The organism is Pseudomonas sp. 05N433, assembly GCF_056396925.1.
The window spans coordinates 49,707-76,333 of record NZ_JBFTML010000031.1; the positions used below are offsets into that span (position 1 = coordinate 49,707).

23 protein-coding genes are annotated in these 26,627 nt (G+C 59.5%); 8 read left to right on the top strand and 15 right to left on the bottom strand.

Annotated features, from left to right (window positions below; genetic code table 11):
* Positions 1-2: 2 nt before the first annotated feature.
* Both dnaG and rpsU read right to left on the bottom strand, forming a co-directional pair.
* Positions 3-1,970 (bottom strand): DNA primase, encoded by a 1,968-nt coding sequence (dnaG, locus tag AC1DIS_RS17240; RefSeq protein ID WP_258612748.1) that lies wholly within the window; start codon positions 1,968-1,970, stop codon positions 3-5.
* A gap of 483 nt (positions 1,971-2,453) precedes the next feature.
* Positions 2,454-2,669 carry a 30S ribosomal protein S21 gene (gene rpsU / locus AC1DIS_RS17245; RefSeq protein WP_002551877.1) on the bottom strand — a complete coding sequence of 72 codons (216 nt, stop codon included), beginning with the start codon at positions 2,667-2,669 and terminating at the stop codon, positions 2,454-2,456.
* Positions 2,670-2,868: 199 nt separating this feature from the next.
* Here rpsU and tsaD point away from each other — a divergent pair, with 199 nt between their 5' ends.
* Positions 2,869-3,894: a tRNA (adenosine(37)-N6)-threonylcarbamoyltransferase complex transferase subunit TsaD gene (tsaD, locus tag AC1DIS_RS17250; RefSeq protein WP_018928841.1), complete on the top strand. Its 1,026-nt coding sequence runs from the start codon at positions 2,869-2,871 to the stop codon at positions 3,892-3,894.
* Between the two features lie 23 nt (positions 3,895-3,917).
* Here tsaD and plsY read toward each other — a convergent pair whose 3' ends face one another.
* Positions 3,918-4,487: a glycerol-3-phosphate 1-O-acyltransferase PlsY gene (gene plsY / locus AC1DIS_RS17255; protein WP_018928842.1), complete on the bottom strand. Its 570-nt coding sequence runs from the start codon at positions 4,485-4,487 to the stop codon at positions 3,918-3,920.
* A 74-nt stretch (positions 4,488-4,561) separates the two neighbouring features.
* Between plsY and folB the strand changes: the two genes are divergently transcribed.
* Together folB and folK are read left to right on the top strand one after the other, a co-directional pair.
* Entirely contained in the window at positions 4,562-4,915 is a 354-nt protein-coding gene (gene folB, locus AC1DIS_RS17260) for a dihydroneopterin aldolase (protein WP_018928843.1), read from the top strand.
* Positions 4,906-5,424 (top strand): 2-amino-4-hydroxy-6-hydroxymethyldihydropteridine diphosphokinase, encoded by a 519-nt coding sequence (gene folK, locus AC1DIS_RS17265; RefSeq protein ID WP_477748475.1) that lies wholly within the window; start codon positions 4,906-4,908, stop codon positions 5,422-5,424. Before folB ends, folK begins: the two co-directional genes overlap by 10 nt.
* A gap of 79 nt (positions 5,425-5,503) precedes the next feature.
* On the opposite strand, the gene AC1DIS_RS17270 is transcribed toward folK, so the two are convergent.
* The 11 genes from AC1DIS_RS17270 to AC1DIS_RS17320 form a co-directional block, all read right to left on the bottom strand.
* Positions 5,504-6,727: a multifunctional CCA addition/repair protein gene (locus tag AC1DIS_RS17270; RefSeq protein WP_086944453.1), complete on the bottom strand. Its 1,224-nt coding sequence runs from the start codon at positions 6,725-6,727 to the stop codon at positions 5,504-5,506.
* Positions 6,728-6,790: 63 nt separating this feature from the next.
* Entirely contained in the window at positions 6,791-8,353 is a 1,563-nt protein-coding gene (locus AC1DIS_RS17275) for a SpoVR family protein (RefSeq protein WP_018928846.1), read from the bottom strand.
* Positions 8,350-9,621, bottom strand: a complete 1,272-nt coding sequence (locus tag AC1DIS_RS17280; protein ID WP_018928847.1) for a YeaH/YhbH family protein — start codon at positions 9,619-9,621, stop codon at positions 8,350-8,352. The genes AC1DIS_RS17275 and AC1DIS_RS17280 overlap by 4 nt, the downstream gene beginning before the upstream one ends.
* Positions 9,622-9,824: 203 nt before the next feature.
* On the bottom strand, positions 9,825-11,747 hold the full coding sequence (locus AC1DIS_RS17285; RefSeq protein ID WP_007904259.1) for a PrkA family serine protein kinase: 1,923 nt from the start codon (positions 11,745-11,747) through the stop codon (positions 9,825-9,827).
* Positions 11,748-12,043: 296 nt separating this feature from the next.
* The gene (gene glpE, locus AC1DIS_RS17290) at positions 12,044-12,373 is read right to left on the bottom strand and encodes a thiosulfate sulfurtransferase GlpE (protein ID WP_018928848.1); all 330 of its coding nucleotides are present in this window, start codon (positions 12,371-12,373) and stop codon (positions 12,044-12,046) included.
* Positions 12,374-12,406: 33 nt separating this feature from the next.
* Positions 12,407-13,288, bottom strand: a complete 882-nt coding sequence (locus tag AC1DIS_RS17295) for a symmetrical bis(5'-nucleosyl)-tetraphosphatase (RefSeq protein ID WP_477748753.1) — start codon at positions 13,286-13,288, stop codon at positions 12,407-12,409.
* Positions 13,288-13,668: a Co2+/Mg2+ efflux protein ApaG gene (gene apaG / locus AC1DIS_RS17300; protein ID WP_018928850.1), complete on the bottom strand. Its 381-nt coding sequence runs from the start codon at positions 13,666-13,668 to the stop codon at positions 13,288-13,290. Before apaG ends, AC1DIS_RS17295 begins: the two co-directional genes overlap by 1 nt.
* Before the next feature lie 115 nt (positions 13,669-13,783).
* Positions 13,784-14,602: a 16S rRNA (adenine(1518)-N(6)/adenine(1519)-N(6))-dimethyltransferase RsmA gene (rsmA, locus tag AC1DIS_RS17305; protein WP_018928851.1), complete on the bottom strand. Its 819-nt coding sequence runs from the start codon at positions 14,600-14,602 to the stop codon at positions 13,784-13,786.
* Entirely contained in the window at positions 14,599-15,588 is a 990-nt protein-coding gene (pdxA, locus tag AC1DIS_RS17310) for a 4-hydroxythreonine-4-phosphate dehydrogenase PdxA (RefSeq protein WP_019580736.1), read from the bottom strand. The genes rsmA and pdxA overlap by 4 nt, the downstream gene beginning before the upstream one ends.
* The gene (gene surA, locus AC1DIS_RS17315) at positions 15,585-16,901 is read right to left on the bottom strand and encodes a peptidylprolyl isomerase SurA (RefSeq protein ID WP_138866396.1); all 1,317 of its coding nucleotides are present in this window, start codon (positions 16,899-16,901) and stop codon (positions 15,585-15,587) included. The genes pdxA and surA overlap by 4 nt, the downstream gene beginning before the upstream one ends.
* The gene (locus AC1DIS_RS17320; RefSeq protein ID WP_477743658.1) at positions 16,882-19,683 is read right to left on the bottom strand and encodes an LPS-assembly protein LptD; all 2,802 of its coding nucleotides are present in this window, start codon (positions 19,681-19,683) and stop codon (positions 16,882-16,884) included. Before AC1DIS_RS17320 ends, surA begins: the two co-directional genes overlap by 20 nt.
* A 130-nt stretch (positions 19,684-19,813) precedes the next feature.
* Between AC1DIS_RS17320 and AC1DIS_RS17325 the strand changes: the two genes are divergently transcribed.
* Genes AC1DIS_RS17325 through AC1DIS_RS17335 form a run of 3 tightly spaced genes read left to right on the top strand, consistent with a single transcriptional unit; the run spans position 19,814 to position 22,267 of the window.
* Positions 19,814-20,833 carry a phosphotransferase gene (locus AC1DIS_RS17325; protein WP_019650340.1) on the top strand — a complete coding sequence of 340 codons (1,020 nt, stop codon included), beginning with the start codon at positions 19,814-19,816 and terminating at the stop codon, positions 20,831-20,833.
* Positions 20,830-21,501 (top strand): N-acetylmuramate alpha-1-phosphate uridylyltransferase MurU, encoded by a 672-nt coding sequence (murU, locus tag AC1DIS_RS17330; RefSeq protein ID WP_018928856.1) that lies wholly within the window; start codon positions 20,830-20,832, stop codon positions 21,499-21,501. Before AC1DIS_RS17325 ends, murU begins: the two co-directional genes overlap by 4 nt.
* Before the next feature lies 1 nt (position 21,502).
* The gene (locus tag AC1DIS_RS17335) at positions 21,503-22,267 is read left to right on the top strand and encodes a TerB family tellurite resistance protein (RefSeq protein ID WP_064620755.1); all 765 of its coding nucleotides are present in this window, start codon (positions 21,503-21,505) and stop codon (positions 22,265-22,267) included.
* 43 nt (positions 22,268-22,310) lie between these two features.
* Here the strand turns inward: AC1DIS_RS17335 and AC1DIS_RS17340 are convergent, their stop codons facing one another.
* Complete coding sequence (locus AC1DIS_RS17340; RefSeq protein WP_477743659.1) at positions 22,311-23,303, bottom strand: alpha/beta hydrolase family protein; 993 nt, start codon at positions 23,301-23,303, stop codon at positions 22,311-22,313.
* Positions 23,304-23,377: 74 nt separating this feature from the next.
* Here AC1DIS_RS17340 and AC1DIS_RS17345 point away from each other — a divergent pair, with 74 nt between their 5' ends.
* Positions 23,378-25,774 (top strand): PAS domain-containing sensor histidine kinase, encoded by a 2,397-nt coding sequence (locus tag AC1DIS_RS17345; RefSeq protein ID WP_477748476.1) that lies wholly within the window; start codon positions 23,378-23,380, stop codon positions 25,772-25,774.
* Positions 25,775-25,846: 72 nt separating this feature from the next.
* On the top strand, positions 25,847-26,488 hold the full coding sequence (locus AC1DIS_RS17350; protein WP_177325199.1) for a response regulator: 642 nt from the start codon (positions 25,847-25,849) through the stop codon (positions 26,486-26,488).
* Positions 26,489-26,627 lie beyond the last annotated feature (139 nt).

A 26,627-nucleotide genomic window follows, 5' to 3' on the forward strand; every position in this document is an offset into this window, starting at 1 on the left:
CCTCACGCGCCAGTTGAGGTCGGGTTTGATGCGCAAACATTGCGGCTTAAAAGGTCGCGCAGTTGATTTTTCTCTTCGGCACTCAACTCACTTTGACGCGCTTTTCGAAGAAGTTGTTCCAGATTTCGCTCGCGTTGGCGGGCTGACAAGCTAGTAATGGTGTCGAAAAACTGTTGTTCAAGGTTATCTCCATCAATCAGCCATTCCTTTTCTGCCAGCGCTTTCAGCAGTCGGCCCTGTTCAGTGCCGTGCCAACGCGCAATCAGTTGAAATGAGTTTAGCTTGGGATTCTTCTGTACGGCTTCGAGCAGGGCGACCAGCAGTTGCGTGTTAGTGTGGTCTTCGGCCGCAAAGTGCCCGGCATCCTCGACTTTTTCGGCCAATTGCGGGTGATGCAGCAACGTGCGCAAGGCGGCCAGGGTGGGTGGCTCTACAGCAGCCGGTACTCGTGGCGCGCGTGGTTGATCGCGATCGCCGCCACGTTTGCCGTTCTTGTCCCACGGTTTCTTGTCCCATTTCTTGCCGCCCGCACCGGGTTTTTTCGGCGTCCACTCCTGCTGCGGCACATACATCTCTTGTGCCTGCGGCTGATGGTAGTCGCTGTAATCGGGCATGGCGTCGTAATCAATGCCTGGGTCGTAAGCCGGTGGTGCTTCCTGAGGTGCGCTTAGCACCAGTTGACTCACGGCTTCGCCGCTGAGCCCGGTAATTTCGGTCAGGCGCTGGCGCATCAGAATGCGTAGGTTGGCGCCCGGAACCTTGTCGATCAGTGGCGCGGCGAGGGTAGCCATGTGGGCCTTGCCTTCAAGCGAGCGCGGGTCCGATTCCTCGGTCAGCTGTTGGAAAAAATAATCGGCCAATGGCTGTGCGTGCTGATTGATCCGCGCGCGGAAGGCGTCAGTGCCTTCGGAGCGGACCAGCGTGTCCGGGTCTTCGCCTTCGGGCAGGAATAGAAAGCGTGCGCGCCGTCCGTCCTGCAGGCTCGGCAACGTCGCTTCCAGTGCACGCCAGGCAGCGTTGCGGCCGGCCTGGTCGCCGTCGAAGCAGAACAGTACGTTGGGTACGACGCGAAACAGTCGCTTCAAGTGCTCTTCGCTGGTGGCGGTGCCCAGGGTTGCCACAGCATTGCGCAGGCCTTGCTGGGCGAGGGCGATGACGTCCATGTAGCCTTCGACGACGATGATTTCGTCGAGGTTGCGGTTGTTCTTGCGCGCTTCGTAAAGGCCATAGAGTTCCTGGCCCTTATGGAAAACCGGGGTTTCCGGTGAGTTCAGGTATTTCGGCTTGTCGTCGCCCAGTACCCGGCCGCCGAAGGCGATGATGCGCCCGCGACTGTCACGGATCGGGAACATCACGCGATCGCGGAAGCGGTCATAGCGCTTGCCGGTTTCGGCGTTCTCCACCAGCAGGCCGGCATCGATCATGGCCTTTTGCTGCAGGGTGTCGCTGCTCAGATGCTTGAACAGATTATCCCAGCCGGGCGGAGCGAATCCGAGGCCGAAATCCCGAGCAATTTCGCCGGTCAATCCACGACCTTTCAAGTAATCCACGGCCGCTTTGCGCGCTGGATGGCTTTTCAGGGCCTGGCGGTAAAAATCGGCGGCAGCGGTGAGCAGCGGATACAGCGGCGAATCGGTGGGCTGCCGCGGTTTGTGCGGTCGGCCGCTTTCTTCGCGGGGGATTTCCATGCCGGCGGCTTTGGCCAGTTCTTCGACTGCCTGGGGGAAGTCCAGGTTGTCGTGGTCCATGATGAAGCCGAGGGCGTTACCGCCAGCGCCGCAACCGAAGCAGTAATAGAACTGTTTGTCGGGGCTGACGCTGAAGGAGGGGGTTTTCTCTTTGTGAAACGGGCAGCAGGCAGTGTAGTTCTTGCCGGCCTTTTTCATTTGCAGGCGCGAGCTGACCACATCGACGATGTCGGTGCGGTTCAGAAGGTCGTCAATGAAGCTCTGGGGAATTAGCCCGGCCATGGCGTTCTCGTCATCTGCGCTGAAATGGACCCGAAACGAAGTGCGGCCGAACGCAGGTCGTTGTTTGAGGCGCGCAGGGTGTGCGGCTCGACCGGTGTCGTCTGCGTAATCGCTGTCGGGAAGTGTATCTGCCGAAAATCCACTGACGTTAGTACCAATCAGCATTCGACTATTCGAAAGTGTTTCGCTGAGTCCGGCGACGGCCAATCTATGGCCTCGGATAGCTCAATAAGCGGGCACGCAAGAAGGTGCCTTGGGCTGATCGTCGTGAGAGGAATCAGTGGGTGTGCTCGTCAGTAGCCTTGAAAGGCTCGTCAGAAAAGACGTGCACCGCTGGCAAAAGAGCCAGGTCTGACGCTGTGAAGCAGGTTTGTCTCGGTCGCGTCTGCGGCTTTGACGGTGAAGCATCAAGCGTTGTCCGCAAATGCCATTAGCCCGGCTGAGGGCCGGGCTTGGCAGAAGCTTGCTACGATCGTCTGTGTATTAGTACAGACGAACGGCGCGGCGCTGTTCGCGCTGTACTTTCTTGGCGTGACGCTTAACAGCGGCTGCTGCTTTGCGCTTACGCTCAGAAGTAGGCTTCTCGTAAAATTCGCGGCTACGAACTTCAGCCAGTACACCGGCTTTTTCGCAGGAGCGCTTGAAACGACGCAGAGCTACGTCGAAGGGTTCGTTCTCTTTAACTTTGACGGCTGGCATCCAGAGCTACCTTCATTCATTACCGGGGTCAACATCCTCGCGGCAAAAGAGCACTTGAAGACGTCGGTTTTTAAGGGTTGCGGATGTTAACCCCTCATCGCTCGGAATGCAAAGCCTCTGATCGAAAACCGCTGGTCGGGGCATCACGCGACGACTATTATGCGCGCCTTCGAATTCAGCCTCTACAAGGCGCAAACCCATGCTAGTACTGGGATTAGAAACCTCTTGCGACGAAACCGGTGTCGCACTTTACGACAGTGAACGCGGGTTGTTGGCCGATGCGCTGTTCAGTCAGATCGACCTGCATCGCGCTTATGGCGGCGTTGTGCCGGAGCTGGCTTCGCGCGATCACGTCAAACGCATGCTGCCCTTGATCCGTCAGGTGCTGGCGGAGGCCGACTGCGTGCCGACCGAGATCGACGCCATCGCTTATACCGCCGGCCCCGGCCTGGTCGGAGCCCTGCTGGTAGGGGCTTCCTGCGCGCAGGCGCTGGCTTTTGCCTGGGGTATCCCGGCCCTGGGCGTGCACCACATGGAAGGTCACTTGCTGGCGCCGATGCTGGAGCCGCAGCCACCGGAGTTCCCGTTCGTCGCTTTGTTGGTCTCGGGCGGTCATACGCAGCTGGTTCAGGTCGACGGGATCGGTCAGTACACGCTCTTGGGCGAGACCCTCGACGATGCCGCCGGCGAAGCGTTCGATAAAACTGCAAAAATGATGGGCCTCAATTACCCGGGCGGTCCGGAGATCGCTCGTCTGGCGGCGCAAGGCGTTGACGGACGTTTCGTCTTCCCGCGTCCGATGTGTGATCGTCCGGGCCTGGCGTTTAGCTTCAGCGGTTTGAAAACCTTCGCCTTGAACACCTGGCAGCAATGCGTCAGCGCCGGGGACGACGGCGAGCAAGCCCGTTGCGACATCTCGCTGGCGTTCCAGCAGGCCGTGGTGGAGACTTTGACCATCAAGTGCAAGCGTGCCCTGAAACAGGCCGGCATGAAGCGTCTGGTGATCGCTGGTGGCGTCAGCGCCAACAAGGCGTTGCGTACGTCACTGGAAAAAATGCTCGGCGACATGAGGGGCGATGTGTTTTATGCCCGTCCGGAGTTCTGCACCGACAACGGTGCGATGATTGCGTTTGCCGGCTGCCAGCGCTTGCGGGCCGGTCAGCACGAAAGCCTGGCAATCAGCGTGCAGGCGCGCTGGCCGATGGAGCAGTTGTCGGCGCTGTGATGAGTGGCGCTCACGTGCGGTATTTAAAAATGCCGTTCGCGCCCGGCAAACAGGTCGCGTAGATTGCCGCGATGACGCCAGACGATCAGCCCCGTGAGTGCGCTCATGGGCAGCAGTGCCGCCGGTTCTTGCCAGGCGAGCAGCGGCAGGGTCAGGGGTGTGGCAATCAGGGCGGCGAGTGAGCTGGTGCGGGTCAGGTAGAACGTCAACAGCCAGGCACAGACCGCCAGCAGCGCAGCGGGTGGATAGAGCCCCAGCAGCATGCCGGCCGCGGTGGCGACACCCTTGCCGCCGCGAAAGCGGAAGTACAGTGGAAACAGGTGACCGATGACGGCGAAGACGCCGATCCAGGCCTGTTCCTGCAGTGAAAGGCCCATTGCACCTGCGACCAGCACTGGCAGCAGGCCTTTGCAGAGGTCGCCGAGCAAGGTCAGGATGGCGAGTTTTTTGCCGGCCAGACGAAACATATTGGTGGCACCGGCATTGCCCGAGCCACTCATTCGCGGATCGGGGTTACCGGTCAGGCGGCTGAGCAAAATGGCGAAGGACAGAGAGCCGAGCAGGTAGGCGAAAATCGCCAGTGACCAAAACATGCTAACTATTCCGGGCGAGGACGCCCTGATTCTAACGGCGCATTGCGCCCTTGTCGTGCAGCGGAGAGAAGTGCTTGGACAGAGTGTTTATCGAGGGCCTGGAAGTCGACACCGTGATTGGTGCCTACGACTGGGAACGAGGCATCCGACAGTGTCTGCGACTTGATCTGAGCTTCGCCTGGGACAATCGTCCGGCCGCTGCTGGTGATGACCTGACTCTGGCGCTCGACTACGCGAGCGTTTCGTCACGCATCCAGGCTTTTGCCGAGCAGGCGCAGTTCCAGCTGGTCGAGACGTTTGCCGAGCGTCTGACAGAAGTGCTGATGAGTGAGTTCAAGATCACCTGGATGCACCTCAAGCTGACCAAGCCAGGTGCCGTTCCGGCGGCCAAGGGCGTGGGTGTGGAGATCGAGCGCGGATGTCGCTGACTCAGGTGTACCTCGGGCTCGGTAGCAACATCGAGCGCGAATCCCATTTGCAGGCTGGCCTGGACGCCCTGGCGGGTTTCCTGGTGGATATGCGCTGCTCGGCGGTGTTCGAAAGCCAGCCGGTGGGGATCAAGAGCGGGCCGTTTTTCAACTTTGTGGTCTCGGCCTATACCGATCTACCGTTGATGGAGCTGGATCGACGGCTGAAATTCATCGAAGCGGATAACGGCCGTTACGCGCCGGACCGCAAGGGCTTGCCGCTGGATATCGACGTGCTGCTGTTCGGCGACCTGGTGGGTAACTTCGATGGCTTGATCTTGCCCAGGGCAGAGATTCTGAAAAATGCCTTCGTGCTGTGGCCGTTGTCGCTGATTGCGCCGGACAGAGTGCATCCGGGCGTAGGCAAAAGCTTTGCGACCTTGTGGAGCGAGGCGCGGATCGATCAGGTGTTGGCGCCGGTGGCTTTTGAGTGGCGCGGTGAGCAGTTGACCCCTTCCGATATGCTGTAAAGCAAAAGATCGCAGCCTGCGGCAACTTCTACGCCGATCTCTGTAGGAGTTGCCGCAGGCTGCGATCTTTTGCCCTTGCTTATGCTTTTTCTTTGTAGGCCTTCAGCGCCTTGAGCCGCTCGCGCTTGATCGCCTCGCCCAATTCCGGCCCCTTGAATCCCTTCTCCAGCAACGGCTGAACCGCCACGCTTCGCGCTGTAGTCGCCGCACCGCGCAAATAATCCGCCTGTGGATAACTTCGCTGCTCCAGGCCTTTGCGCCCTCGAGCGTCCATCTCGCACGCCGCAATAAACTCCTCAAAGCGCTGAGGTCGACGATAGACGTCGAAACTCTGCAGCAACTCCAGCAAGGTCGACGGTTTCAGTTCCAGAGCCCGGTGGCCATGGGTGTGATACTCGCCCACCAGCAGTGCCAATTCCTGACAATCCTTCGGTGCCTTGAAGCGCTCGTTGACCGCTTTGATCAGCTTCAGGCCTTTTTGCTCGTGGGCGATGTGGCGGGGCCATTCCTCCTCGGGCGTCAGTCCTTTGCCCAAGTCGTGCAGCAGGCAGGCCCAGCGCACGGTCAGCGGTTGTTTGTGCTGTGCCGCTTGCTCCAGCACGCTCAGGGTATGCACGCCTGTGTCGATTTCCGGGTGATGGGCCTCGGGTTGCGGTACACCGAACAGCGCATCGACTTCCGGCATCAGCACTTTGAGCGCACCGCACTCGCGCAGCACCTGGATGAACACCTGGGGTTGGTCTTCCATCAGCGCACGGGCGATTTCTTTCCAGCTGCGTTCCGCGGTCAGTGCCTCCAGTTCACCCGATTCGCTTAGTTGCCTCATCAGCGCCAGTGTCTCGGGGGCGACGGTGAAGCCCAGTCCTGCATAACGCGCGGCGAAGCGGGCAACGCGCAGAACGCGGAGCGGATCTTCGGCGAACGCGGGGGAAACGTGACGAAGCAGGCGAGCCTCGAGATCCCGCTGGCCATGGTAGGGGTCGGTCAGGTTCTGCTGATCGTCTTCGGCCATGGCGTTGATCGTCAGGTCACGACGAATCAGGTCTTCTTCGAGCGTGACTTCGGGGCTGGCGTGAAAGGTGAAGCCGCCGTAACCGCGCCCGCTTTTGCGTTCGGTGCGGGCGAGGGCGTATTCCTCACCGCTTTTGGGGTGAAGAAATACCGGAAAATCCGCACCCACCGGGCGAAAGCCCTTGGCGAGCATTTCTTCGGTGGTGGCGCCTACCACGACCCAGTCGATATCGGTGACAGGCCTGCCCAGCAGGCGATCGCGTACCGCACCACCGACTTTATAAATCTGCATAAAAAACCTCCGTTAGCCCGACAGAATAACCTTTGCGTCGAACTTCCGGAGGCCGAAACAGGATCAAAGATGAATGACAGCCAAGTCTAGCCGGCCGTAGTCTCCCTCGCCGTGTTCGCTTCTGGGTGGAACATGGTGGGTTTTCACCACCTGATCCCCTTGCAGGGTTTCCAGGTGAATGTCGAAGCCCCAGAGCCGATGCAGGTGCTTGAGCACTTCCTCGGTGGAATCGCCGAGCGGCTTGCGGTCGTGCTGCTGGTGACGCAGGGTCAGCGAGCGGTCCCCGCGCCGGTCGATGCTGTAGATCTGGATGTTGGGTTCGCGATTGCCCAGGTTGTATTGCGCCGCCAGGGTTTCGCGGATGGTTCGATAGCCCTCTTCGTCGTGGATCGCCGGAACCAGCAGATCATCCTTTTGGTCGTCATCGAGGATGCTGAACAGCTTCAGGTCGCGGATCACCTTGGGTGACAGGTACTGCAGGATGAAGCTCTCGTCCTTGAAGCTGCTCATGGCGAATTTGATGCTGGACAGCCAGTCTGTGCCGGCGATTTCCGGGAACCAGCGGTAGTCCTCTTCGGTAGGCTGTTCGCATATCCGCCGGATATCGCGATACATGGCAAAACCGAGGGTGTAGGGGTTGATTCCGCTGTAGTAGGGACTGTCGAAGCCCGGCTGGAACACCACGCTGGTATGGGACGTCAGGAACTCCATCATGAAGCCATCGGTGACCAGGCCTTCGTCATACAAGTCGTTCATCAAGGTGTAGTGCCAGAAGGTGGCCCAGCCTTCGTTCATCACCTGTGTCTGGCGCTGTGGATAAAAATACTGGGCGATCTTGCGCACGATCCGCACGATTTCACGTTGCCATGGCTCCAGCAGCGGGGCGTGTTTTTCGATGAAATACAGGATGTTTTCCTGAGGCTCGGCGGGGAAGCGTGCGTTGTCCTTGTCGCTGAATTTGTCCGCGCCTTTTGGAATGGTCCGCCACAAATCGTTGATCTGCTTTTGCAGATGTTCTTCCCGATCCTTCTGCCGACGGCGTTCTTCTTCGGCGGAAATCGGATAAGGGCGTTTGTAACGGTCGACCCCGTAATTCATCAGCGCATGGCAGGAATCGAGCAAGTCCTCTACCGCGTCGATACCGTGGCGTTCTTCGCACTGCATGATGTACTGCTTGGCGAACACCAGGTAATCGATGATCGAGCTGGCGTCGGTCCAGGTGCGGAACAGGTAATTGCCCTTGAAGAAGCTGTTATGGCCATAGCAGGCGTGAGCCACCACCAGGGCCTGCATGCAGATGGTGTTTTCTTCCATCAGATAGGCGATGCAAGGGTCCGAGTTGATCACGATCTCGTAGGCCAGCCCCATCTGGCCGCGGCTGTAGGATTTTTCGGTACTTAGGAAGTGTTTGCCATAGGACCAATGGTGATAACCCAGGGGCATGCCCACAGAGGCGTAGGCGTCCATCATCTGTTCGGCAGTGATGACTTCGATCTGGTTGGGGTAGGTATCGAGCGCATAGCGGGCCGCGAGACGACTGATTTCGCGGTCGTAGGCCTGGATCAGCTCGAACGTCCATTCGGAGCCGGTGGAAATGGGTTGGCGCTTTTGCTCTTTGGCGGTCATGTCACTAACCTGCGCTGGAAGAGTTCACGGAAGACCGGATAGATATCCCCGGCCGAGACCAGTTGCTGCTGGGCAAAAGTGTCAGAGAAGGCTTCGGCGATGCGTTCGTACTCGAACCACAGGGCCTGGTGTTCGCGCGGGGTAATCTCTACATAAGTGTAGTACTGCACGAACGGCATGATCTGATTGATCAGAATGTCGCGGCAGATCGGCGAGTCGTCGTTCCAGTTATCGCCGTCGGACGCCTGGGCGGCATAGATATTCCACTCATTGCTCGGATAACGCTCGGCCATGATCTCCTGCATCAGTTTAAGGGCGCTGGAAACGATGGTACCGCCGGTTTCCCGGGAGTAGAAAAACTCCTCCTCATCCACTTCGCGGGCACTGGTGTGGTGGCGGATGAACACGACGTCGATTTTGTCGTAGTTCCGCTTGAGGAACAGGTACAGCAGGATGAAGAAGCGCTTGGCGATGTCCTTGGTCGCCTGGGTCATGGAGCCGGACACGTCCATCAGGCAGAACATCACTGCTTTGGAGCTCGGGTTCGGCTGTTTGATCAACAGGTTGTACTTGAGGTCAAAGGTGTCGAGAAATGGCACTCGGTGAATGCGCGCACTGAGCTTCTCGATTTCCGCTTCGAGTTCCTGGATGTCGCCGAAGTTGTCCGGCTCCTCCCGTCTAAGCCGGGCGAGCTCCTCTTTGACTTCGCGCAGTTTTGCCCGGCTGCTGCCGGACAGGGCGATTCGCCGGGCATGGGCCGAACGCAACGTACGGATAATGTTGATCCGTGACGGGTTGCCCTCGTTGCTGATGCCCGCGCGTACGGTCTTGAAAGTGTCGGTGCCGGTCAGGTGACGTTTGACCAGGTTAGGCAGTTCAAGGTCCTCGAACATGAATTCGAGGAATTCTTCCTGGGTGATCTGGAAGACGAACTCGTCCATCCCTTCACCCGAGTTACCGGCCTTACCGGGGCCTCTGCCGCCGCCACCTCCGGGCGGACGGGCAATGTGCTCGCCGCTGGTGAACTCCTTGTTGCCCGGGTGCACGATGGTCTGCTTGCCGCCCCGGCCATGGTGAAGCACCGGCTCGTCGATGTCGCGGCCGGGAATGCTGATTTGCTCGCCGTGTTCCATATCGGTAATGGAACGCCGGCCTACCGCCTCTTCGACGGCCTTTTTGATGTGATCACGGTAGCGCCGCAGAAACCGCTGACGGTTTACCGTGCTCTTGTTCTTGCCATTGAGACGTCGGTCGATCACATAGCTCATGACTGCTCCTTAGAAGCTGTCCTGAAAGGGGCGAGCGGTTATGCAGCATCGACCTGTGCCGAGGGATGTTCACGCTCCCCCAAGCGCTTCTGGATGCTGCCTGAACCTCGTTACCGACTTTCGAACACCTCCCAGAGGTCTGTGTAACAGAAAATGCGTACACAGGCCTCTGGCTAACGACAACCGGTCTGACCGGCAGCGGGTTACTGTGATTTTCTGACCCGCAAGTACCACTCGGACAGCAGTCGTACCTGTTTGTCGGTGTAGCCCCGCTCGACCATCCGTGTGACGAAGTCGTTGTGCTTCTGCTGGTCCTCTTTGCTGGCCTTGGCGTTGAAGCTGATGACCGGCAGAAGGTCCTCGGTGTTGGAGAACATTTTCTTCTCGATGACCACCCGCAGTTTTTCGTAGCTGAGCCAGGTTGGGTTCTTGCCGTTGTTGTTGGCACGGGCGCGCAGTACGAAGTTGACGATTTCGTTGCGGAAATCCTTCGGATTGCTGATGCCGGCCGGTTTCTCGATTTTCTCCAGTTCCTCGTTCAGGGCTACGCGGTTGAGGATCTCGCCGGTTTCCGGATCGCGGTATTCCTGATCCTGAATCCAGAAGTCGGCGTACAGCACATAGCGATCGAAGATGTTCTGGCCGTACTCGCTGTAAGACTCGAGATAGGCAGTCTGGATCTCCTTGCCGATGAACTCGATGTAACGCGGCGCCAGGTACTCTTTCAGGAAGCGCAGATAGCGTTCGCGGGTCTCGGCCTGGAATTGTTCCTGTTCGATCTGCTGTTCCAGCACGTAGAGCAGATGCACCGGGTTGGCGGCGATTTCGTGCGGATCGAAGTTGAAGACCTTCGACAGGATCTTGAAGGCGAAGCGGGTCGACAGACCGTTCATGCCTTCGTCGACACCTGCAGCATCGCGGTATTCCTGGATCGACTTGGCCTTCGGATCGGTGTCCTTGAGGTTTTCGCCGTCATACACGCGCATCTTGGAGTAGATGTTGGAGTTTTCCGGCTCTTTAAGGCGCGAGAGCACGGTGAACTGAGCGAGCATTTTCAGCGTGTCGGGTGCGCAATGGGCCTTGGCCAGAGAGCTGTTGAACAGCAGCTTGTCGTAGATCTTCACCTCGTCGCTGACGCGCAGGCAATACGGCACTTTGACGATATAGATCCGGTCGATGAAGGCTTCGTTGTTCTTGTTGTTCCGGAAAGTGTGCCATTCCGATTCGTTGGAGTGGGCCAGCAGAATCCCGGTGAACGGAATTGCCCCCAAGCCTTCGGTGCTGTTGTAGTTGCCTTCCTGAGTGGCCGTCAGCAATGGGTGCAGCACCTTGATCGGTGCCTTGAACATTTCGACGAATTCCATCAGGCCCTGGTTGGCCCGGCACAGCGCGCCCGAATAGCTGTAGGCATCGGCGTCGTTCTGCGGGAACTCTTCCAGTTTGCGAATATCGACCTTGCCCACCAGTGCCGAGATGTCCTGGTTGTTTTCATCGCCCGGCTCGGTTTTCGCAACTGCAATCTGGTTGAGGATCGACGGGTAGAGTTTCACCACGCGGAACTGGCTGATGTCGCCGCCGAATTCGGCCAGGCGCTTGGTGGCCCATGGCGACATGATGGTGTTGAGGTAGCGCCGGGGAATGCCGAAGTCTTCCTCGAGGATCGCGCCATCTTCAGTGGCGTTGAACAGACCCAGGGGCGACTCGAAAACCGGCGAGCCCTTGATTGCGTAAAAGGGCACTTTCTCGATCAGCTGTTTGAGCTTTTCGGCCAAAGATGACTTACCGCCACCGACTGGGCCAAGCAGGTAGAGGATCTGTTTCTTTTCTTCCAGACCCTGAGCGGCATGGCGGAAATACGACACGATCTGGTCGATGCATTCTTCCATCCCGTGGAAGTCTTCAAAGGCCGGATAGCGGCGGATCACCTTGTTGGAAAAGATGCGCGACAGCCTCGAGTTGGTTGAGGTGTCGAGCAGTTCCGGTTCGCCGATGGCCAGCAATAGACGCTCGGCCGCGGAAACGTAGGCGCTGCGGTCCTTTTTGCACAGTTCAAGATACTCTTGCAGCGAGAGTTCTTCCTGGCGCGTGGACTCGAAGCGTTGTTGGAAGTGGCTAAAGATACTCATGACGTCACCTCGCTCGATACGTGGAGCCGACGCCGGATCACTCAGTCGATGCTGGCAGCAACCGAACAGGCAGTTGCTGTTTACCCCCCAGAACTCTTCCGGAGCTGACTACTCCGAAAGCTACTCCCGATGACCCGTGCGCCGGTGTACCGGCTCTCCCCTGTTTTGGATGGCCTGCGCTTAAGGATAGTTGGGAATTTGGGAGGTAAAGGCAAGATACGTAATTAGTTGTGGCAGACCGTTCGTCTGTAATCGCGCGAGCCCACGGGGGCCGGGGCTTGCGCATTACAAAATAATTATTCGGAAGTGCCTTGCGCCGTTTCCGAAGGATAGGTCGTACGCCACAGCTCAAAACCGCCGTCCATGCTGTAGACGTCGGAAAAGCCCTGGCTGATCAGATAAGCAGCTGCGCCCTGGCTGGAATTTCCGTGATAGCAGACCACTACCGTTGGCGCATCCAGATCGGCGCCCTGGATGAAAGCATGCAGAGAATGGTTGTCCAGATGCTTCGAACCGGTGATGTGCAGCGCGGCAAATGTTGCCGGGTCGCGGACATCGACCACCACCGCGCCTTGTTCGCGCAGGGCCTGGGCCTGTTCTGGGGGGATACGTTTGAATTCGCTCATGGCGGGCTCCTGTGGCTCGGCTGAAAGCGCAGTCTAGCGCGGGGCGCTGGCTGACGTTTGTTCGGGAATAGAGGTGGCGACTGCCGGTCGAAGGTGGCCATGGGCGTCGCATTTGCATTGCAGGCGCTCAAAGGTGTCGACATTCATCAGGGTCATGGCACCACCCCAGACGCAACCGCTGTCGAGGGCAAAGAGCCCCGGTTCGTTGCACTGGCCTTCGAGCGCCGCCCAATGGCCGAAGATGATCTTCAGGCCTTTGGTTTTACGCTCCTTGTGCGCGAACCACGGTGCATAGCCCGGCGGTGCGGTGTCGATGCCTTCCTTGCCCTTGAGGTCGAGTTTGCCGTCGCTGGTGCAAAAACGCATCCGGGTGAAATAGTTGGTGATGACTCGCAGGCGGGCGGCGCCTTTGAGGTCGCTATTCCATTTCACCGGCTCGTTGCCGTACATGCCGTCAAGGTAAGGCGCGAAGCGGTTGTCATCGTGCAGGGCTTCTTCGACTTCGGTGGCGCACTTCAAGGCTTTGCGCAGCGACCATTGCGGCGGGATACCAGCATGGACCAGGGCGATATCGCGTTGTTCATCGTAGTGCATGAGCTTTTGCTGGCGAACCCACTCCAGCAGGTCCGCGCTATCGGGTGCTTCGAGGATCTCACGCAATGTATCGGCTTTCTTCAGGCGCTCGATGTTTTGCCCGACGGCCAGCAAGTGCAGGTCATGGTTGCCGAGTACGCATACCAGCGACTCGCGGATGCCATAGAGGAAGCGCAGGGTTTCCAGCGACTGTGGGCCACGGTTGACGAGATCACCCACCAGCCACAGGCGATCTCGGGCAGGGTCGAAGGCCACTTGCTCGAGCAGGTATTTGAGCGGTTCAAGGCAACCTTGCACATCACCGACGGCATACGTCGCCATCAGTGCAACGCCCCGGGAACCGCCAGACGGAACGGCGCGATGATGGCGTCGAAGTGCTTACCGTCTTCGGCGAGCATCTGGTAGGTGCCCTGCATCGTGCCGACCTTGGATGTCATGACGGTGCCGCTGCTGTACGTGTGGCTCTTGCCCACCTCGATCAACGGCTGCTGGCCGACGACGCCCGCACCGCGAACCTCCTCGACATGGCCGTCACCGTCGGTGATGACCCAATGCCGTGAAAGCAGTCTGGCGGGTAGCAGGCCATTGTTTTGCACGGTGATGGTGTAGGCGAAGGCAAAGCGGTCTTGCTCGGGTTGCGATTGTTCTGCCAGATAGCGGGTGACGACGCTGACGTCGACCTGGTAACGAGGATCGGACATGCAAAAGGCCTTAGAAACGAAGCGGAACGCGGGGCGTAGCTGATAGAACTCAGTCTAGGCCAAGTATCGGGTAGTAAACCAGAGTGGCGTCCTACCCGATAGCGCTCATCGCCTGTCAGTCAGTGGCAGGCTTTTGTAGGGCTTGTTCACTGAGCTTGTCGGCCAGGCGTACGAAGGCGGCCAGGTCGAGTTGCTCGGGGCGCAAGCTGCCATCGACGCCGGCAGCTTCGATTTCGGCATTGCTCAGCAAAAGTTTCAGTGTGTTGCGCAGGGTCTTGCGGCGCTGGTTGAAGGCTTCACGCACAACGCGCTCCAGCAGGCGATGATCCTTGGCCGGGTGCGGCAGTACCGCGTGGGGCACCAGGCGCACGATCGCGGAGTCGACTTTCGGCGGAGGATTGAACGCGCCCGGGCCGACGTTGAACAGATGCTCGACCCGGCAATGGTACTGAACCATGATCGACAGGCGACCCCAGTCACCGCCACCCGGACCCGCCGCCAGACGTTCGACCACTTCCTTTTGCAGCATGAAGTGCATGTCGCGAATCAGGTTGGCGTTGTTCAGCAGATGAAAGATCAGCGGCGTCGAGATGTTGTACGGCAGGTTACCGACCACTCGCAGGCTGTTTGGCGCAGCGTTCAGGCTGTTGAAGTCGAACTTCAGCGCGTCACCCTGATGCAGGTTGAAGTTGCTCTTGCCGGCGAACTGCTGATTGAGAATCGGGATCAGGTCCTTGTCCAGCTCTACGACGTCCAGTTGAGCGCCGCTGTTGAGCAGGCCGGCGGTCAATGCACCCTGGCCCGGACCGATTTCCAGCAGGCGGTCTTCAGGTTTGGCGTGAATGGAGCGCAGGATGCGATCGATAACGCCGGCATCGTGCAGGAAGTTCTGGCCGAAGCGCTTGCGCGCCCGGTGTTGGTAATGCTCGGTCATAAACGGGTCTCGGCCATCTGGTAGGCGGTTTCCAGGGCGACTTGCAGGCTGCCGGTGTCGATGTTGCCGCTGCCGGCCAGGTCCAGGGCGGTGCCGTGGTCGACCGATGTGCGGATGATCGGCAAGCCGAGGGTCACGTTGACTGCCGCGCCGAAGCCTTTGTATTTCAGCACAGGCAAGCCCTGGTCGTGGTACATCGCCAGCACCGCGTCGCAGTGCTCCAGATATTTGGGGGTAAACAGAGTGTCGGCGGGCAGGGGGCCGCGAAGGTCCATGCCCTCGCCGCGCAGGCGCTCTAATGTAGGTTCGATGATGTCGATTTCTTCATGGCCCAGATGACCGCCTTCACCGGCGTGCGGGTTGAGCCCGCAAACCAGGATGCGTGGCTGGGCGATGCCGAATTTTTCTTTCAGATCGGTGTGCAGGATCCGCGTGACCCGCTCCAGCCGCTCCGGCGTGATCGCGTCGGCAATCTCGCGAAGAGGCAGGTGAGTGGTGACCAGCGCCACGCGCAAACCGCGGGTGGCGAGCATCATCACCACTTGCGCGGTGTGGGTCAGGTCAGCGAGAAACTCCGTGTGCCCGGAAAAGGCGATCCCGGATTCGTTGATCACGCCCTTGTGCACCGGCGCGGTGATCATGCCGGCGAAATGCCCATCCAGACAGCCCTGGCCAGCACGGGTCAGGGTTTCCAGAACGAAAGCCGCATTGGCTTTGTCCAGTTGCCCGGCGGTGACCTTGGCGTTGAGGGGCGTATCCCACACATACAGGCTGTTGGCGGGTGCAGGAGCATCCGGCCAGCTGTCCGGCGTTACCGGCAGCAGATCGACAACCACGCCCAGCTGCGCGGCCCGCTCAAGGAGCAGGTCGCGGCTGGTAATGGCAATCAGGGGATGTGGCTGGGCTTGCGAGGCGAGCAGCAGGCACAGGTCGGGACCTATGCCGGCTGGTTCGCCGGGGGTCAGCGCGAAACGCTTGGGTTTCACTGCGCTGCCTGGTCTGCACCAGGGAGTTTGATTTCTACGTACGCTTCGTCACGGATCTGACGCAGCCAGGTTTGCAGCTCTTCGTCGTATTTGCGGTTACGCAGTACGGTCATCGCTTGCTGCTCACGGGCCTGGGCGGTGCTGTCGGTGGCGCGGCGGCCAAGAACTTCCAGTACGTGCCAGCCATATTGGGTCTTGAACGGCTTGGACAGCTGACCTTGGGGGGTCTTGGCCATCACTTCGCGGAATTCAGGCACCAGCGCGTTCGGGTCGATCCAGTTCAGGTCGCCACCGTTGAGGGCGGAACCCGGATCCTCCGAGAAGCTTTTCGCCAGCTCGCCGAAATCTTCGCCCGCTGCGATACGGGTATAGAGCGACTGAGCCAGGGCCTTGGTTTTTTCTTCGTCGCGAATCGGACTCGGTTTGACCAGGATGTGCCGCACGTGGACTTCGTCACGCACCTGGGATTCGCCGCCACGCTTGTCGAGGATCTTCAGGATAATGAAGCCGCCCGGGGTGCGCATTGGCTGGGTCACGTCGCCAACGGCCATGGTGCCGAGCAAACGATCGAACGGAGGTGGCAGTTGAGCGGCTTTACGCCAGCCCATGTCGCCGCCTTCCAGCGCGGTTTCGCTGGCGGACTTGGCGATTGCCAACTGACCGAAGTCAGCGCCTTGCTTGAGTTGCTGGTAAACCGCATCGGCTTGCTTGGCGGCATTCTGAATCGCATCGGAGTTGGCGCTTTCCGGCGTAGGAATCAGGATGTTGGCCAGGCGGAACTCTTCGGACAGCTGCATTTTGCCCAGATCGGATGCCAGGAAGTTCTTCACTTCCTGCTCGGACACCTGGATGCGCTCCGCCACACGGCGCTGACGCACACGGCTGATGATCATTTCGCGGCGGATCTGGTCACGGGCATCGTCATAAGACAGGCCGTCGCGAGCCAAAGCGGCGCGGAATTGTTCGATCGACATGTTGTTGCGCTGGGCAATGGTGCCGACAGCCTGGTTCAGCTCTTCATCGGTAATGCGGATGCCGGAACGCTCGCCGATCTGCAATTGCAGGTTTTCGACGATCAGACGCTCGAGCACCTGCTGATCCAGTACGCCGGTAGGCGGTACGGCAGCACCGCGTTTGGCGATGGTTTGCTGAACTTCGTGAACGCGCCGGTCCAGTTGGCTCTGCATGACCACGTCATTGTCGACGATGGCCACCACTTTATCGATGGACTGTACCGCGGCGTTGGCCGCGGTACCCAGGAACAGCGCGCCCAGCATCAGCGGGCGCAGACAATCAGAAAGCTTGGTCTTCACGTTCACGATAACCTTGGATGCCTTTGTCGAGGAAACTCTCTACTTTGGCGCCGGTGAGGCCGCCGAGTCCCTTCAGAACAATTTGGAGGAAGACGCCGTGGTCGCCTTTTTCGTTTTGTGGAGCTTCCTGACTGAATTCGTCATAGGAAACCCAGTAACGGTTGATCAGGCGTAGTTTCCAGCAGCAGTTGTCGTACTCGAAACCACCAAAGGCTTCCAGGGTACGGTTGCGGTTGTAGTCATACTGCCAGCGGCTGATGGCGTTCCATTGCGGCACGATCGGCCAGATCACCGAGAAGTCGTGCTGTTTGATCTTGTAGTAGTCCTTCACGTAGCCAGGTTGGCCCGGGGTGCCGTAATCGCCACCGCCCACCGACCATTTACCGGTGTTCTGGTCATAACGGACCTGGTCATTGCGATAGCGATAGCCGGCGTTGATGACCTTGTTCGGGTTGTCTTCAGGCTGGTAGTGGAACATCGCGCTGCCCGAGCGAGGGCTGCGGCTGTCCGGGTCCCAGTTGTAGTCGGCCGTGGTACGCCAGTCGCGGTTCCAGCGGTATTCGTATTCCAGTGCATATGGCGAAACGTTGGCCTTGGCATCGTCACGATCATCGAAAGCAATGCCTGGCAGTTGGACTTTACGGTCCTTGAAGTACAAGGCCTGGCCGACGCTGATGCGTTGACGTTCGAAACCATTGTCTTCGATCCAGCGGCTGGTCACGCCCAGGGACAGTTTGTTCTCGTCGCCGACACGGTCGGAGCCGGAGAAACGGTTGTCACGGAAGAGCGACGCGTAATTGAAGGTGTATTCGCTGGTGTCGAACACTGGAATATCCTTCTGGTCTTCCTCAGGTACATAGAGGTAGAACAGACGCGGTTCCAGGGTCTGACGGTAGTTTTTTCCGAACCAGGAAGTGTTGCGGTCAAAGTAAAGACCGCTGTCGATGCTGGCGATCGGTACCCCACGGTTCTGGTTGCTGCTGAATGTGCCGTTGAGCCTGTCCTGCTCCGCGCTTTGCGAAGCGATTTCGCTTTTGCCGCGGCCGTCCAGATCCAGTTGATACTGTGTGTACTGGTACTTGAGCGATGGCTTGAAGAAACCATAGGTCCAGTACAGCGGCAGGCTGACACCTGGTTTGAGATTCAAACGGTCGCCGTTGGCGCGTGCCAGACCAAAGATGTTGTTATCCAGACGTGACTCAGTGGTAATCCCGTCCTGCTGGACGAATGTTCCAGTCTTCAGATCCCGGTCAAATCGAACGATCTCTGTCTCGTAATCGAAGTCCAAACCTTCCGGATGATACGGCAGCTGACCATTAAAGGTGATCTGCGGCAAACGGTCATACGGCGTGATGTTCGAAACGGTCGCCAGCTGATAAGCCTGGGCGTTCAAGCGAGCGACGTAGCTGTCGCCACGATAGGTGACGGAGCCCTGCTGGTTCACGTAGTCAGCGCTTTTCACGCCAATCTGGTTAGTCTGCAGATCCTGGAAGTAATACGGATCGCTGATCTTGGTGTAGTCGACTTGCGTAAAGACGCGCGAGTCGAGGCCACCCTTGTGCTGCCAGTTGTACATGTAGCGGTTTTTTTCGTAGTCGGTCTGCTTGCTGCGTTCAGTATCTTCGTCGTTGAGGTACGCGGCGCCGAACTGACCTTCGCTGGACTTGGTCAGGTAACGGAATTCGCCTTCCATCAACAGGCCGCGCTTGCTCATATAGCGCGGGTACAACGTGGCGTCGTAGTTCGGCGCCAGGTTGAAGTAATACGGGGTGACAAGCAGGAAGCCGGTATCGCTGCCGGCGCCGATGGTCGGCGGCAGGAAGCCGGATTGGCGGCGGTCGTCGATCGGGAAATAGATGTACGGCGTGTACAGAACCGGAATGTCCTTGACCCGCAACGTCACGTTGGTCGCGGTACCGAAACCGGTGGCCGGGTTCAAGGTGATGTTGTTGCCCTTGAGCTGCCAGGCGTTGCTGTTCGGTTCGCACGTGGTGTATGTACCATCCTTGAGGCGGATGATCGCGTTCTCGGCACGTTTGGCATATAGCGCGTTACCGCGGATACGCGACTTGTGCATCACGTACTCGGCGTTGTCGACCTTGGCTTCACCGGTGTCGAGCTGTACGTCGGCGTGATCGCCCACGATCAGCGCGCCATTGTCGCGAATGCGCACGTTGCCGGCCAGTTCGCCACGGCTCTCGGCCTGGTACAGGTTCGCTTCGTCGGCTTCGACCTGCATGCTGCCCTGACGCATGACCACGTCACCGGCCAGGGTCGCGACCTGCTCTTCCTGCTTATAGCGGGAGGCCTTGGCGCCGATAAAGGTTGGAGCGTCACTTTTATTCGTCTTGTCGTTCATGCCAGGACGAATCGGTTCGATATAGGAACCAGAGCAGTAAGGACCGGTTTCGGCCAATTGCGCTGCGGTGAGCTTCTCGCGCGGAACCCAGTCGAGGTGGCTGTAGTCTTCACTACGCGACTTCAGGCCGCGGCCCTTGGACTCGGTTACCAGCACAGGCTTGGCACCGGTGTCTTCGCTGGAGGCGGTGCCTGCCGGGGTTTCTCCAGTAGCGGAAACTGCGCTGCCTTCATGCACGGGGCGCGGCGGCAATGCAGCGGCCGGTGCCTTTGGCGCACAGTCCCAGGCACCCGAAGCAGATACTGAGCAGTCATACTGTTCCGCGGCGACCACGAACGACGTGGCCAGGGGTTGCAGGGCCAGCAGACTGCCGGTAACCAACAACGGAAATTTTTTACGAAACGCGGGGGATTTCAATGCCATCTTATTAGTCCGGGCTTCCTGCGTGCCATCTGCCCGCGGTGTGGGCCGCACGCCTCTCGATGGTCTGAAAAAGATGCTGGATAATAAAGCATGACCCGCTTGACGGCTAGCGCCGTCGGAGACCCTTGCAATGCCTGACCAAGATGTACGCTTGCAACACCTGAAAGTTTGGCTCGATGAACAGTTGGCTATCCTCTTTGCAGAACAAGGTTGGGGCGCCGTGCCCCCGGCCACGTTGACCGCGGCCAGTAGCGACGCGAGTTTTCGGCGCTATTTCCGCTGGGAAGGCGCAGGCAGAAGTTTCGTCGTGATGGACGCGCCACCGCCCCAGGAAAACTGCAAACCCTTTGTGGATATCGCTTTTCTGCTGGCGAAATCCGGCATAAACGTGCCGAAAATTTATGCCGAGGACCTCGAGCGCGGTTTCCTTTTGCTCAATGACTTGGGCAACAAGACTTATCTGGACGTGATCGACAGCGAAAATGCCGACGATTTGTTCAAGGATGCCCTGCAAGCGTTGTTGGCTTTCCAGCAATTGCCGATGGTGGCGCCGCTGCCGAGTTATGACGTCGCGCTGCTGCGTCGCGAGCTCGAACTGTTCCCCGAGTGGTACGTGAAGCGCGAACTGGGTATCGAGTTCGATGCTGCGCAGCAGGTGCTCTGGCAGCAGGTCAGCGACCTGCTGATCGACAGCGCTCTGGCTCAGCCTAAAGTCCTGGTGCATCGCGACTACATGCCGCGCAACCTGATGATCAGCGAGCCGAATCCCGGCGTGCTGGATTTCCAGGACGCAGTCTACGGGCCGGTGACCTATGACGTGACCTGCCTGTTCAAGGACGCCTTCCTCAGCTGGCCTGAAGAACGCGTACGCGGCTGGCTGGAGGATTACTGGCAGCAAGCCGGTGCGCTCGACATCCCGGTTCAGCCGGACTTTGAAGACTTTCTGCGCGCCAGCGACCTGATGGGCGTGCAGCGTCACTTGAAAGTCATCGGCATCTTCGCCCGCATTTGCCATCGCGACGGCAAGCCACGCTATCTCGGCGATGTGCCGCGTTTCTTTGCTTATATAGACGCGGTCATTGCCCGTCGTCCTGAACTGGCTGAGCTGGATGTGTTGCTGGCCAGTCTGCGTGCTGGAGTGAAGGCATGAAGGCAATGATTCTGGCGGCGGGTAAAGGCGAGCGCATGCGTCCGCTGACCCTGACCACGCCAAAACCACTGGTTCGTGCCGGCGGAGCGCCCTTGATCGAGTATCACCTGCACGCGCTGGCGGCTGCGGGGTTTACCGAGATCGTGATCAACCATGCCTGGCTCGGTCAGCAGATCGAAGATTATCTGGGCGATGGCTCGAAATATGGCGTGAGCATTCAATATTCGCCGGAAGGTGAACCGCTGGAAACCGGTGGTGGTATTTTCCGCGCGTTGCCGTTGTTGGGTGATGAGGCTTTTGTGGTGGTCAACGGCGACATCTGGACCGACTACGACTTCAGCGTGTTGCACCAGCCCATCGTCGGGCTCGCCCATTTGATCCTGGCGGACAACCCGGCGCATCACCCGAGCGGGGACTTCACTCTGGTCGATGGCCATGTGCAGGACGGTCAGCCGGATACCCCAACCCTGACCTACAGCGGCATCGCCGTGCTGCACCCGCAGCTGTTTGACGGTTGCTCGGCCGGGGCCTTCAAGCTTGCGCCATTGTTGCGCAAAGCCATGGCCGATGGACAAGTGACGGGCGAGCGCCTGAATGGACATTGGGTAGATGTCGGCACTCACGAGCGCCTGGCTGAAGTAGAAACCTTGATAGAAGCGAGACGCTGACATGTTGTGGCCAGGGACTCTGATTGGAGCCGGAGCGGGCTTTGCCATAGCCAGCATTCCGGGGGCCATGCTCGGTGCTTTATTGGGACAGGCGCTGGATCGGCGCTTGCACCTGCAGAGCTGGGCGCATTTATGGGAAAAATTCGGTGGTCGCTCGGTGCTGCGCAACGATGAACTGCTGTTCGTGTTGCTGGGCCGATTGGCCAAGAGTGATGGGCGGGTAGTGGATGGCCACATTCAGCAGGCGCGACAGGAAATGCGTGCGCTGGAGATGACCGAGTCGGCGCAACGTCGGGCGATAGCGGCGTTCAACCGCGGCAAGTCGGGGCGTGATCGGTTGCGTGGCTATCTGCGACGCTTGAGTGCTCAGCCCCATGCCGCGGAAGGCGTGTTGCGTGCCTGTTGGCGGATGGTCTGGGCCGATGGCCGCGCCGGTAGCAGCGAGCGCGAACTGATTGCCCAGTGGGGCAAATGGTTGGGCTGGACGCCGCAACAGGTACAGGCACTGGCGAGTGACTACGAGCCGAAGCGACCATTGGTCAGCAGCGCGATTACGTATCAGGACGCCTTGCGGTTATTGGGAGTGTCGGCGACCAGCGAGCCAGCACAGATCAAACGCGCCTATCGACGCCTGCTCAGTCGCCATCATCCGGACAAGATTGCCGGCAGCGGTGCGACGGCGTTGCAGGTTCGTGAGGCGACGGACAAGACTCGTGAATTGCACAACGCCTACACGTTGATTCGTGAACGGCGGGACTTTCGATAGCAGGGCAGAGTTGTGTCGCCCGCGAATGGGGCGACGCGATCCATCAGTCCGCCGCAGGCTGCGGATTCAACCATCCCCGCACCCGGCGAACCAACTGCTCTTGCTCAGCCTTGGCATTACCCGGCAGTGCCTTGAGCGAGACCTGGCTGAACGCCGATGTCTTCAAACGTTTATTGGCCTGCAAGCGTTCCAGTGCCGCGTTGCGATCCAGTGGTTTGTCCATATAGAAGATGTCGGCAGTCGGCAGCTTGATCGTCGGCGTCAACTCGGCAAGCTCAGGCTTCGCCGTAACAGGCGTCTGGGCGGCGACCATCACGAACTTCTCGACTTGCGATGGCTGCTTCTCGCTCAGATAGCGCGCGGCCCAGTAAGCGCCGGTGCCATGCCCCAGCACGACGACTTTGCGAGCGCTTTGCTGTTCGGCATAAGCGATGGCCGCGTCGATGCGGGCGAAAATTCGCTCGGCGTCGGCTTTGGCGTGTTCTTCGGTGGTTTCGGCGATAGCCTTGTCGGCCACCTCCGCTTCGCCGCCGGCGGCCTGTTCGATGGGCGCCGCGGTGGTCGAGTCTTTGTTGCCGGTATCAGGCGCTTTGGGCGCTGGCGCCACTTCGACGATACGTGGCGCAATGGCTTCGCTTTGCAGGTCCGGCAAGGTGATACTCAGGCTGCTCCACTCGGCGTCCGGCAATTGGCGGCGCAATGGGCTGATTGCTTGCGGCCAGTCAACGGTTTCACCGGCACCCGGGATGATAATCACCGCACCTTTGGGCTCGGCGGTATTGGCCGGTTTCCACAAGGCGAGAAAGCTGTCGGTACCGGCTTGCAGTTGCTGCTGTTCCTGCGCAGGAATTTTTCGCTCAAGTGCCGTCGATTCTTCCTGGCTACGCTCAAGCAGCGGCTGGCGTTCGACCGGTTTTTCTTCGGCGGGCTTTTCCGCAGTGGCAGGTGCCGGGTCGGCCGCCTCGACGGAAAAGGCGCACGGCAGGATCAGCGACAGGCACAATGCTGGCAGTGCCAGGCGGTAGACAGGGGGCATCGGATATTCCAGGCCAGAAGTTAATTCCGGCAGCCTAATGGGTTGGTCAGTATTTGTCAGTGTGTGAGACTTCGATGATGCATTTTCGCTGCCTGTGGGTTATCGGCTGTTTGTGGTTTCCCTTGATGGGCTGGGCGGCTCCCGCGCCACCGGCGCATGTCGTGTCATTGTCTTCGGCGCAACAGCAATGGCTGGCGCAGCATGAAGAGTTGCGGGTCGGGGTTGTATTGCAAGTGCCCTATGCCCAATACGATCGCCGCTTGCAGCGCCTGTCCGGGGTCAACATCGAGTTGATGAAGTGGCTGGCCAAGTCGCTCAAGGTCGAGCTGAGCTGGCGTAATTATCCTGATCTTGCGCAACTGGAAGCCGCCGCGCGCGAAGGCGATATCGATATCGCGCCGGGACTGACCCAGACTCCCGCCGGTTTACGACTCTGGCAATTTTCCGATCCGTACATGCGGGTGCCGCAACTGGTGGTCAGCGACCAGAAGAGTACGGGGGTGGTGGAGCTGGAAAAACTCGACAGTCAGACCCGCGTCGCCGTGCGCATGCCCAGCGTCACCGCCGATTTCTTGCGTAGTACCTATCCGCATTTGAACCTGCAGGGCGTGCCTCTGGAGCGCCAGGCGCTGCAACTGTTGTTGAGTCAGCAGGCCGGTTACGCGGTGGTCGATGAAGCGCAATTCGGGCGTCTGTCAGCCGAACCCGAGTTTGCCGGGCTGGCCGTGGTGGGCGACATCGGTTTCCCGCAACTGTTGCGAGTGGCCACGCGTCGGGACTGGCCGGAGTTGGCCGGCATCGTCGAAAACGCGCTGCGCGCGATTCCGGCCAAAGACCTCGAGCGACTGCACGATCAATGGCTGCAACCCAAGTACCCGCGGCTGTCCGATTCACCGGTTTTCTGGAAAAACCTATGCCTGCTGTTGCTGGTGTTATTGCTGAGCAGCATGGCCATTGTGTTCTGGCAGCGTCGTCAGCAACACAGTCTGGAGCAACGTTTGCTGGCGGCGCGCGAAGACATTGCCCTGCGCGAGGCCAGCGAAGAAGCCTTGCGTCTCACGCAGTTTTCCATCGATCAAAGCACCGTCGGCATCCTTTGGGTCAACTGGGACAGCCATGTGCGCTACGCCAACCGTGCCGCCGAAAGCATGCTCGGCTATCCGGCGGGCGGGATCATTGATCGACCCTTGATCGATTTCGAGCCCGGTTTGCACATGGACCGCTGGCTGAGCCTGTGGAAACGCGCCCGGGCCAGTGAGGAAGGGCCGCTAAGTTTCGAAACCAATTGTGTGCGGGCCGATGGCAGTATTCTGCCGGCGGATGTCTCGTTGAGCTTCTTGCGTTTTCGCGAGGGCGAATACCTGGTGGTTTACCTCAATGATGTCACCGAGCGTCGTCGCGCCCTGGCCGCCTTGCAGGAAAGCGAAGCGCGGCTGCAGGGCATCGCCGCCAACGTCCCCGGATTGGTCTTTCGTCTGGAGCGCGCACCAGTAACCGGGCAGATCGACTTTGCCTACATCAGTGAAGGCAGCGAGAGCCTGGTGGGCTACTCGCCGGCCACCCTGGCCCAACGGGACAAAGGCCTGCGCAGCCTGGTGCATCCGGATGACAAGGCCAGTTATCACCAGACCCAGGACCATGCACTGGACACCGACAGCGACTGGTCGTGGCAGGGACGGATTCTGACCCGTCAGGGCGAACAACGCTGGGCTGAGATCAAGGCCATTACCCGCCGACTGGAAGACGGCGCCTATGTCTGGGACGGGATCGTCTGGGACATCACCGAGAGCAAGCGCATCGAGCTGGAGCTGGCCAGCTCCCGTGAGCAGTTGCGCGAGTTGTCTGCGCACCTGGAGAGCGTGAGGGAAGAGGAGAAGGCGCGGATTGCCCGGGAAGTTCACGACGAGCTGGGGCAGATGTTGACGGTGTTGAAGCTGGAAACGTCCATGTGCGAGTTGGCGTATGCGCAGCTCGATCCGGGCCTGCACGAGCGCTTGAACAGCATGAAGCGTTTGATCGCGCAGCTGTTTCAACTGGTGCGTGATGTGGCCACGGCGCTGCGGCCACCGATTCTCGATGCCGGGATCGCCTCGGCCATCGAGTGGCAGGCCCGACGGTTCGAGGCGCGCACGCATATTCCGTGTCTGGTACAAGTGCCGGATAACTTGCCGGTGCTCAGCGATGCCAAGGCCATCGGCCTGTTCCGGATCCTTCAGGAGGCGCTGACCAATGTCATGCGCCACGCCCAGGCGCATACTGTTGAACTGACGCTGGCCCTTGAGGGCGATGAGCTTTGTCTGACTGTCAGCGATGATGGCGTAGGATTTGTCGCTGCGCCTGGCAGGCCGACATCCTTCGGCGTGGTTGGCATGCGTGAGCGGGTGTTGATCATGGGCGGGCAATTGTCGCTTGAGAGTGAGCCGGGGGAGGGCACGACCCTGACGGTGCGAGTGCCGCTGGATGAAGCCTGATGGTTTTGTGTTGTTTGAGCTGGCGCCTTTGCAGGCAAGCCTGCGATAGATCTTGGTTCTGACATAAGAAGAATGGAGAAGAACGTGATCCGTGTATTGGTAGCCGAAGACCACACCATCGTTCGCGAAGGCATCAAGCAATTGATCGGCCTGGCCAAGGACTTGCTGGTGGTCGGGGAGGCGAGCAATGGCGAGCAGTTGCTCGATACCTTGCGCCATGTTCCCTGCGAAGTGGTGTTGCTGGACATCTCCATGCCCGGGGTCAACGGCCTGGAGGCGATCCCGCGGATTCGCGCCATGAGCAATCCGCCGGCGATTCTGGTGCTGTCGATGCACGACGAAGCGCAGATGGCCGCTCGGGCGTTGAAGGTCGGCGCTGCGGGTTACGCGACCAAGGACAGTGATCCGGCATTGTTGCTGACGGCGATTCGCAAGGTCGCGGCGGGCGGGCGCTACATCGATCCGGACCTGGCCGACCGCATGGTTTTCGAAGTCGGCCTGACCGACACGCGGCCGCTGCATTCGCTGCTGTCGGAGCGTGAATTCTCGGTATTCGAACGCCTGGCCCAGGGCGCCAACGTAAACGACATCGCCCAGCAACTGGCCTTGAGCAGCAAAACCATCAGTACCCACAAGGCGCGGCTGATGCAGAAACTCAACATCACCTCCCTGGCCGAACTGGTGAAGTACGCGATGGAACACAAACTCCTGTGATCCAGGGTTCACTGTGGATTTTGTAGGAGCGAGGCTTGCCCGCGAAGCTTTTGGCGCCAGTGAGATCGCCGTCGCGGGCCAGCCTCGCACCGACAGAAAGAATATCCATCCCCGCCATCCTTGTAGGGCAATCCCTACC

What these genes read in the sequence shown, in the direction of transcription:
- dnaG (WP_258612748.1), bottom strand. Translation starts at nt 1,970, where the DNA reads ATGGCCGGGCTAATTCCCCAGAGCTTCATTGACGACCTTCTGAACCGC.
- rpsU (WP_002551877.1), bottom strand. Translation starts at nt 2,669, where the DNA reads ATGCCAGCCGTCAAAGTTAAAGAGAACGAACCCTTCGACGTAGCTCTG.
- tsaD (WP_018928841.1), top strand. Translation starts at nt 2,869, where the DNA reads ATGCTAGTACTGGGATTAGAAACCTCTTGCGACGAAACCGGTGTCGCA.
- plsY (WP_018928842.1), bottom strand. Translation starts at nt 4,487, where the DNA reads ATGTTTTGGTCACTGGCGATTTTCGCCTACCTGCTCGGCTCTCTGTCC.
- folK (WP_477748475.1), top strand. Translation starts at nt 4,906, where the DNA reads ATGTCGCTGACTCAGGTGTACCTCGGGCTCGGTAGCAACATCGAGCGC.
- AC1DIS_RS17270 (WP_086944453.1), bottom strand. Translation starts at nt 6,727, where the DNA reads ATGCAGATTTATAAAGTCGGTGGTGCGGTACGCGATCGCCTGCTGGGC.
- AC1DIS_RS17275 (WP_018928846.1), bottom strand. Translation starts at nt 8,353, where the DNA reads ATGACCGCCAAAGAGCAAAAGCGCCAACCCATTTCCACCGGCTCCGAA.
- AC1DIS_RS17280 (WP_018928847.1), bottom strand. Translation starts at nt 9,621, where the DNA reads ATGAGCTATGTGATCGACCGACGTCTCAATGGCAAGAACAAGAGCACG.
- AC1DIS_RS17285 (WP_007904259.1), bottom strand. Translation starts at nt 11,747, where the DNA reads ATGAGTATCTTTAGCCACTTCCAACAACGCTTCGAGTCCACGCGCCAG.
- glpE (WP_018928848.1), bottom strand. Translation starts at nt 12,373, where the DNA reads ATGAGCGAATTCAAACGTATCCCCCCAGAACAGGCCCAGGCCCTGCGC.
- AC1DIS_RS17295 (WP_477748753.1), bottom strand. Translation starts at nt 13,288, where the DNA reads ATGGCGACGTATGCCGTCGGTGATGTGCAAGGTTGCCTTGAACCGCTC.
- apaG (WP_018928850.1), bottom strand. Translation starts at nt 13,668, where the DNA reads ATGTCCGATCCTCGTTACCAGGTCGACGTCAGCGTCGTCACCCGCTAT.
- rsmA (WP_018928851.1), bottom strand. Translation starts at nt 14,602, where the DNA reads ATGACCGAGCATTACCAACACCGGGCGCGCAAGCGCTTCGGCCAGAAC.
- AC1DIS_RS17320 (WP_477743658.1), bottom strand. Translation starts at nt 19,683, where the DNA reads ATGGCATTGAAATCCCCCGCGTTTCGTAAAAAATTTCCGTTGTTGGTT.
- AC1DIS_RS17325 (WP_019650340.1), top strand. Translation starts at nt 19,814, where the DNA reads ATGCCTGACCAAGATGTACGCTTGCAACACCTGAAAGTTTGGCTCGAT.
- murU (WP_018928856.1), top strand. Translation starts at nt 20,830, where the DNA reads ATGAAGGCAATGATTCTGGCGGCGGGTAAAGGCGAGCGCATGCGTCCG.
- AC1DIS_RS17335 (WP_064620755.1), top strand. Translation starts at nt 21,503, where the DNA reads ATGTTGTGGCCAGGGACTCTGATTGGAGCCGGAGCGGGCTTTGCCATA.
- AC1DIS_RS17340 (WP_477743659.1), bottom strand. Translation starts at nt 23,303, where the DNA reads ATGCCCCCTGTCTACCGCCTGGCACTGCCAGCATTGTGCCTGTCGCTG.
- AC1DIS_RS17345 (WP_477748476.1), top strand. Translation starts at nt 23,378, where the DNA reads ATGATGCATTTTCGCTGCCTGTGGGTTATCGGCTGTTTGTGGTTTCCC.
- AC1DIS_RS17350 (WP_177325199.1), top strand. Translation starts at nt 25,847, where the DNA reads ATGGAGAAGAACGTGATCCGTGTATTGGTAGCCGAAGACCACACCATC.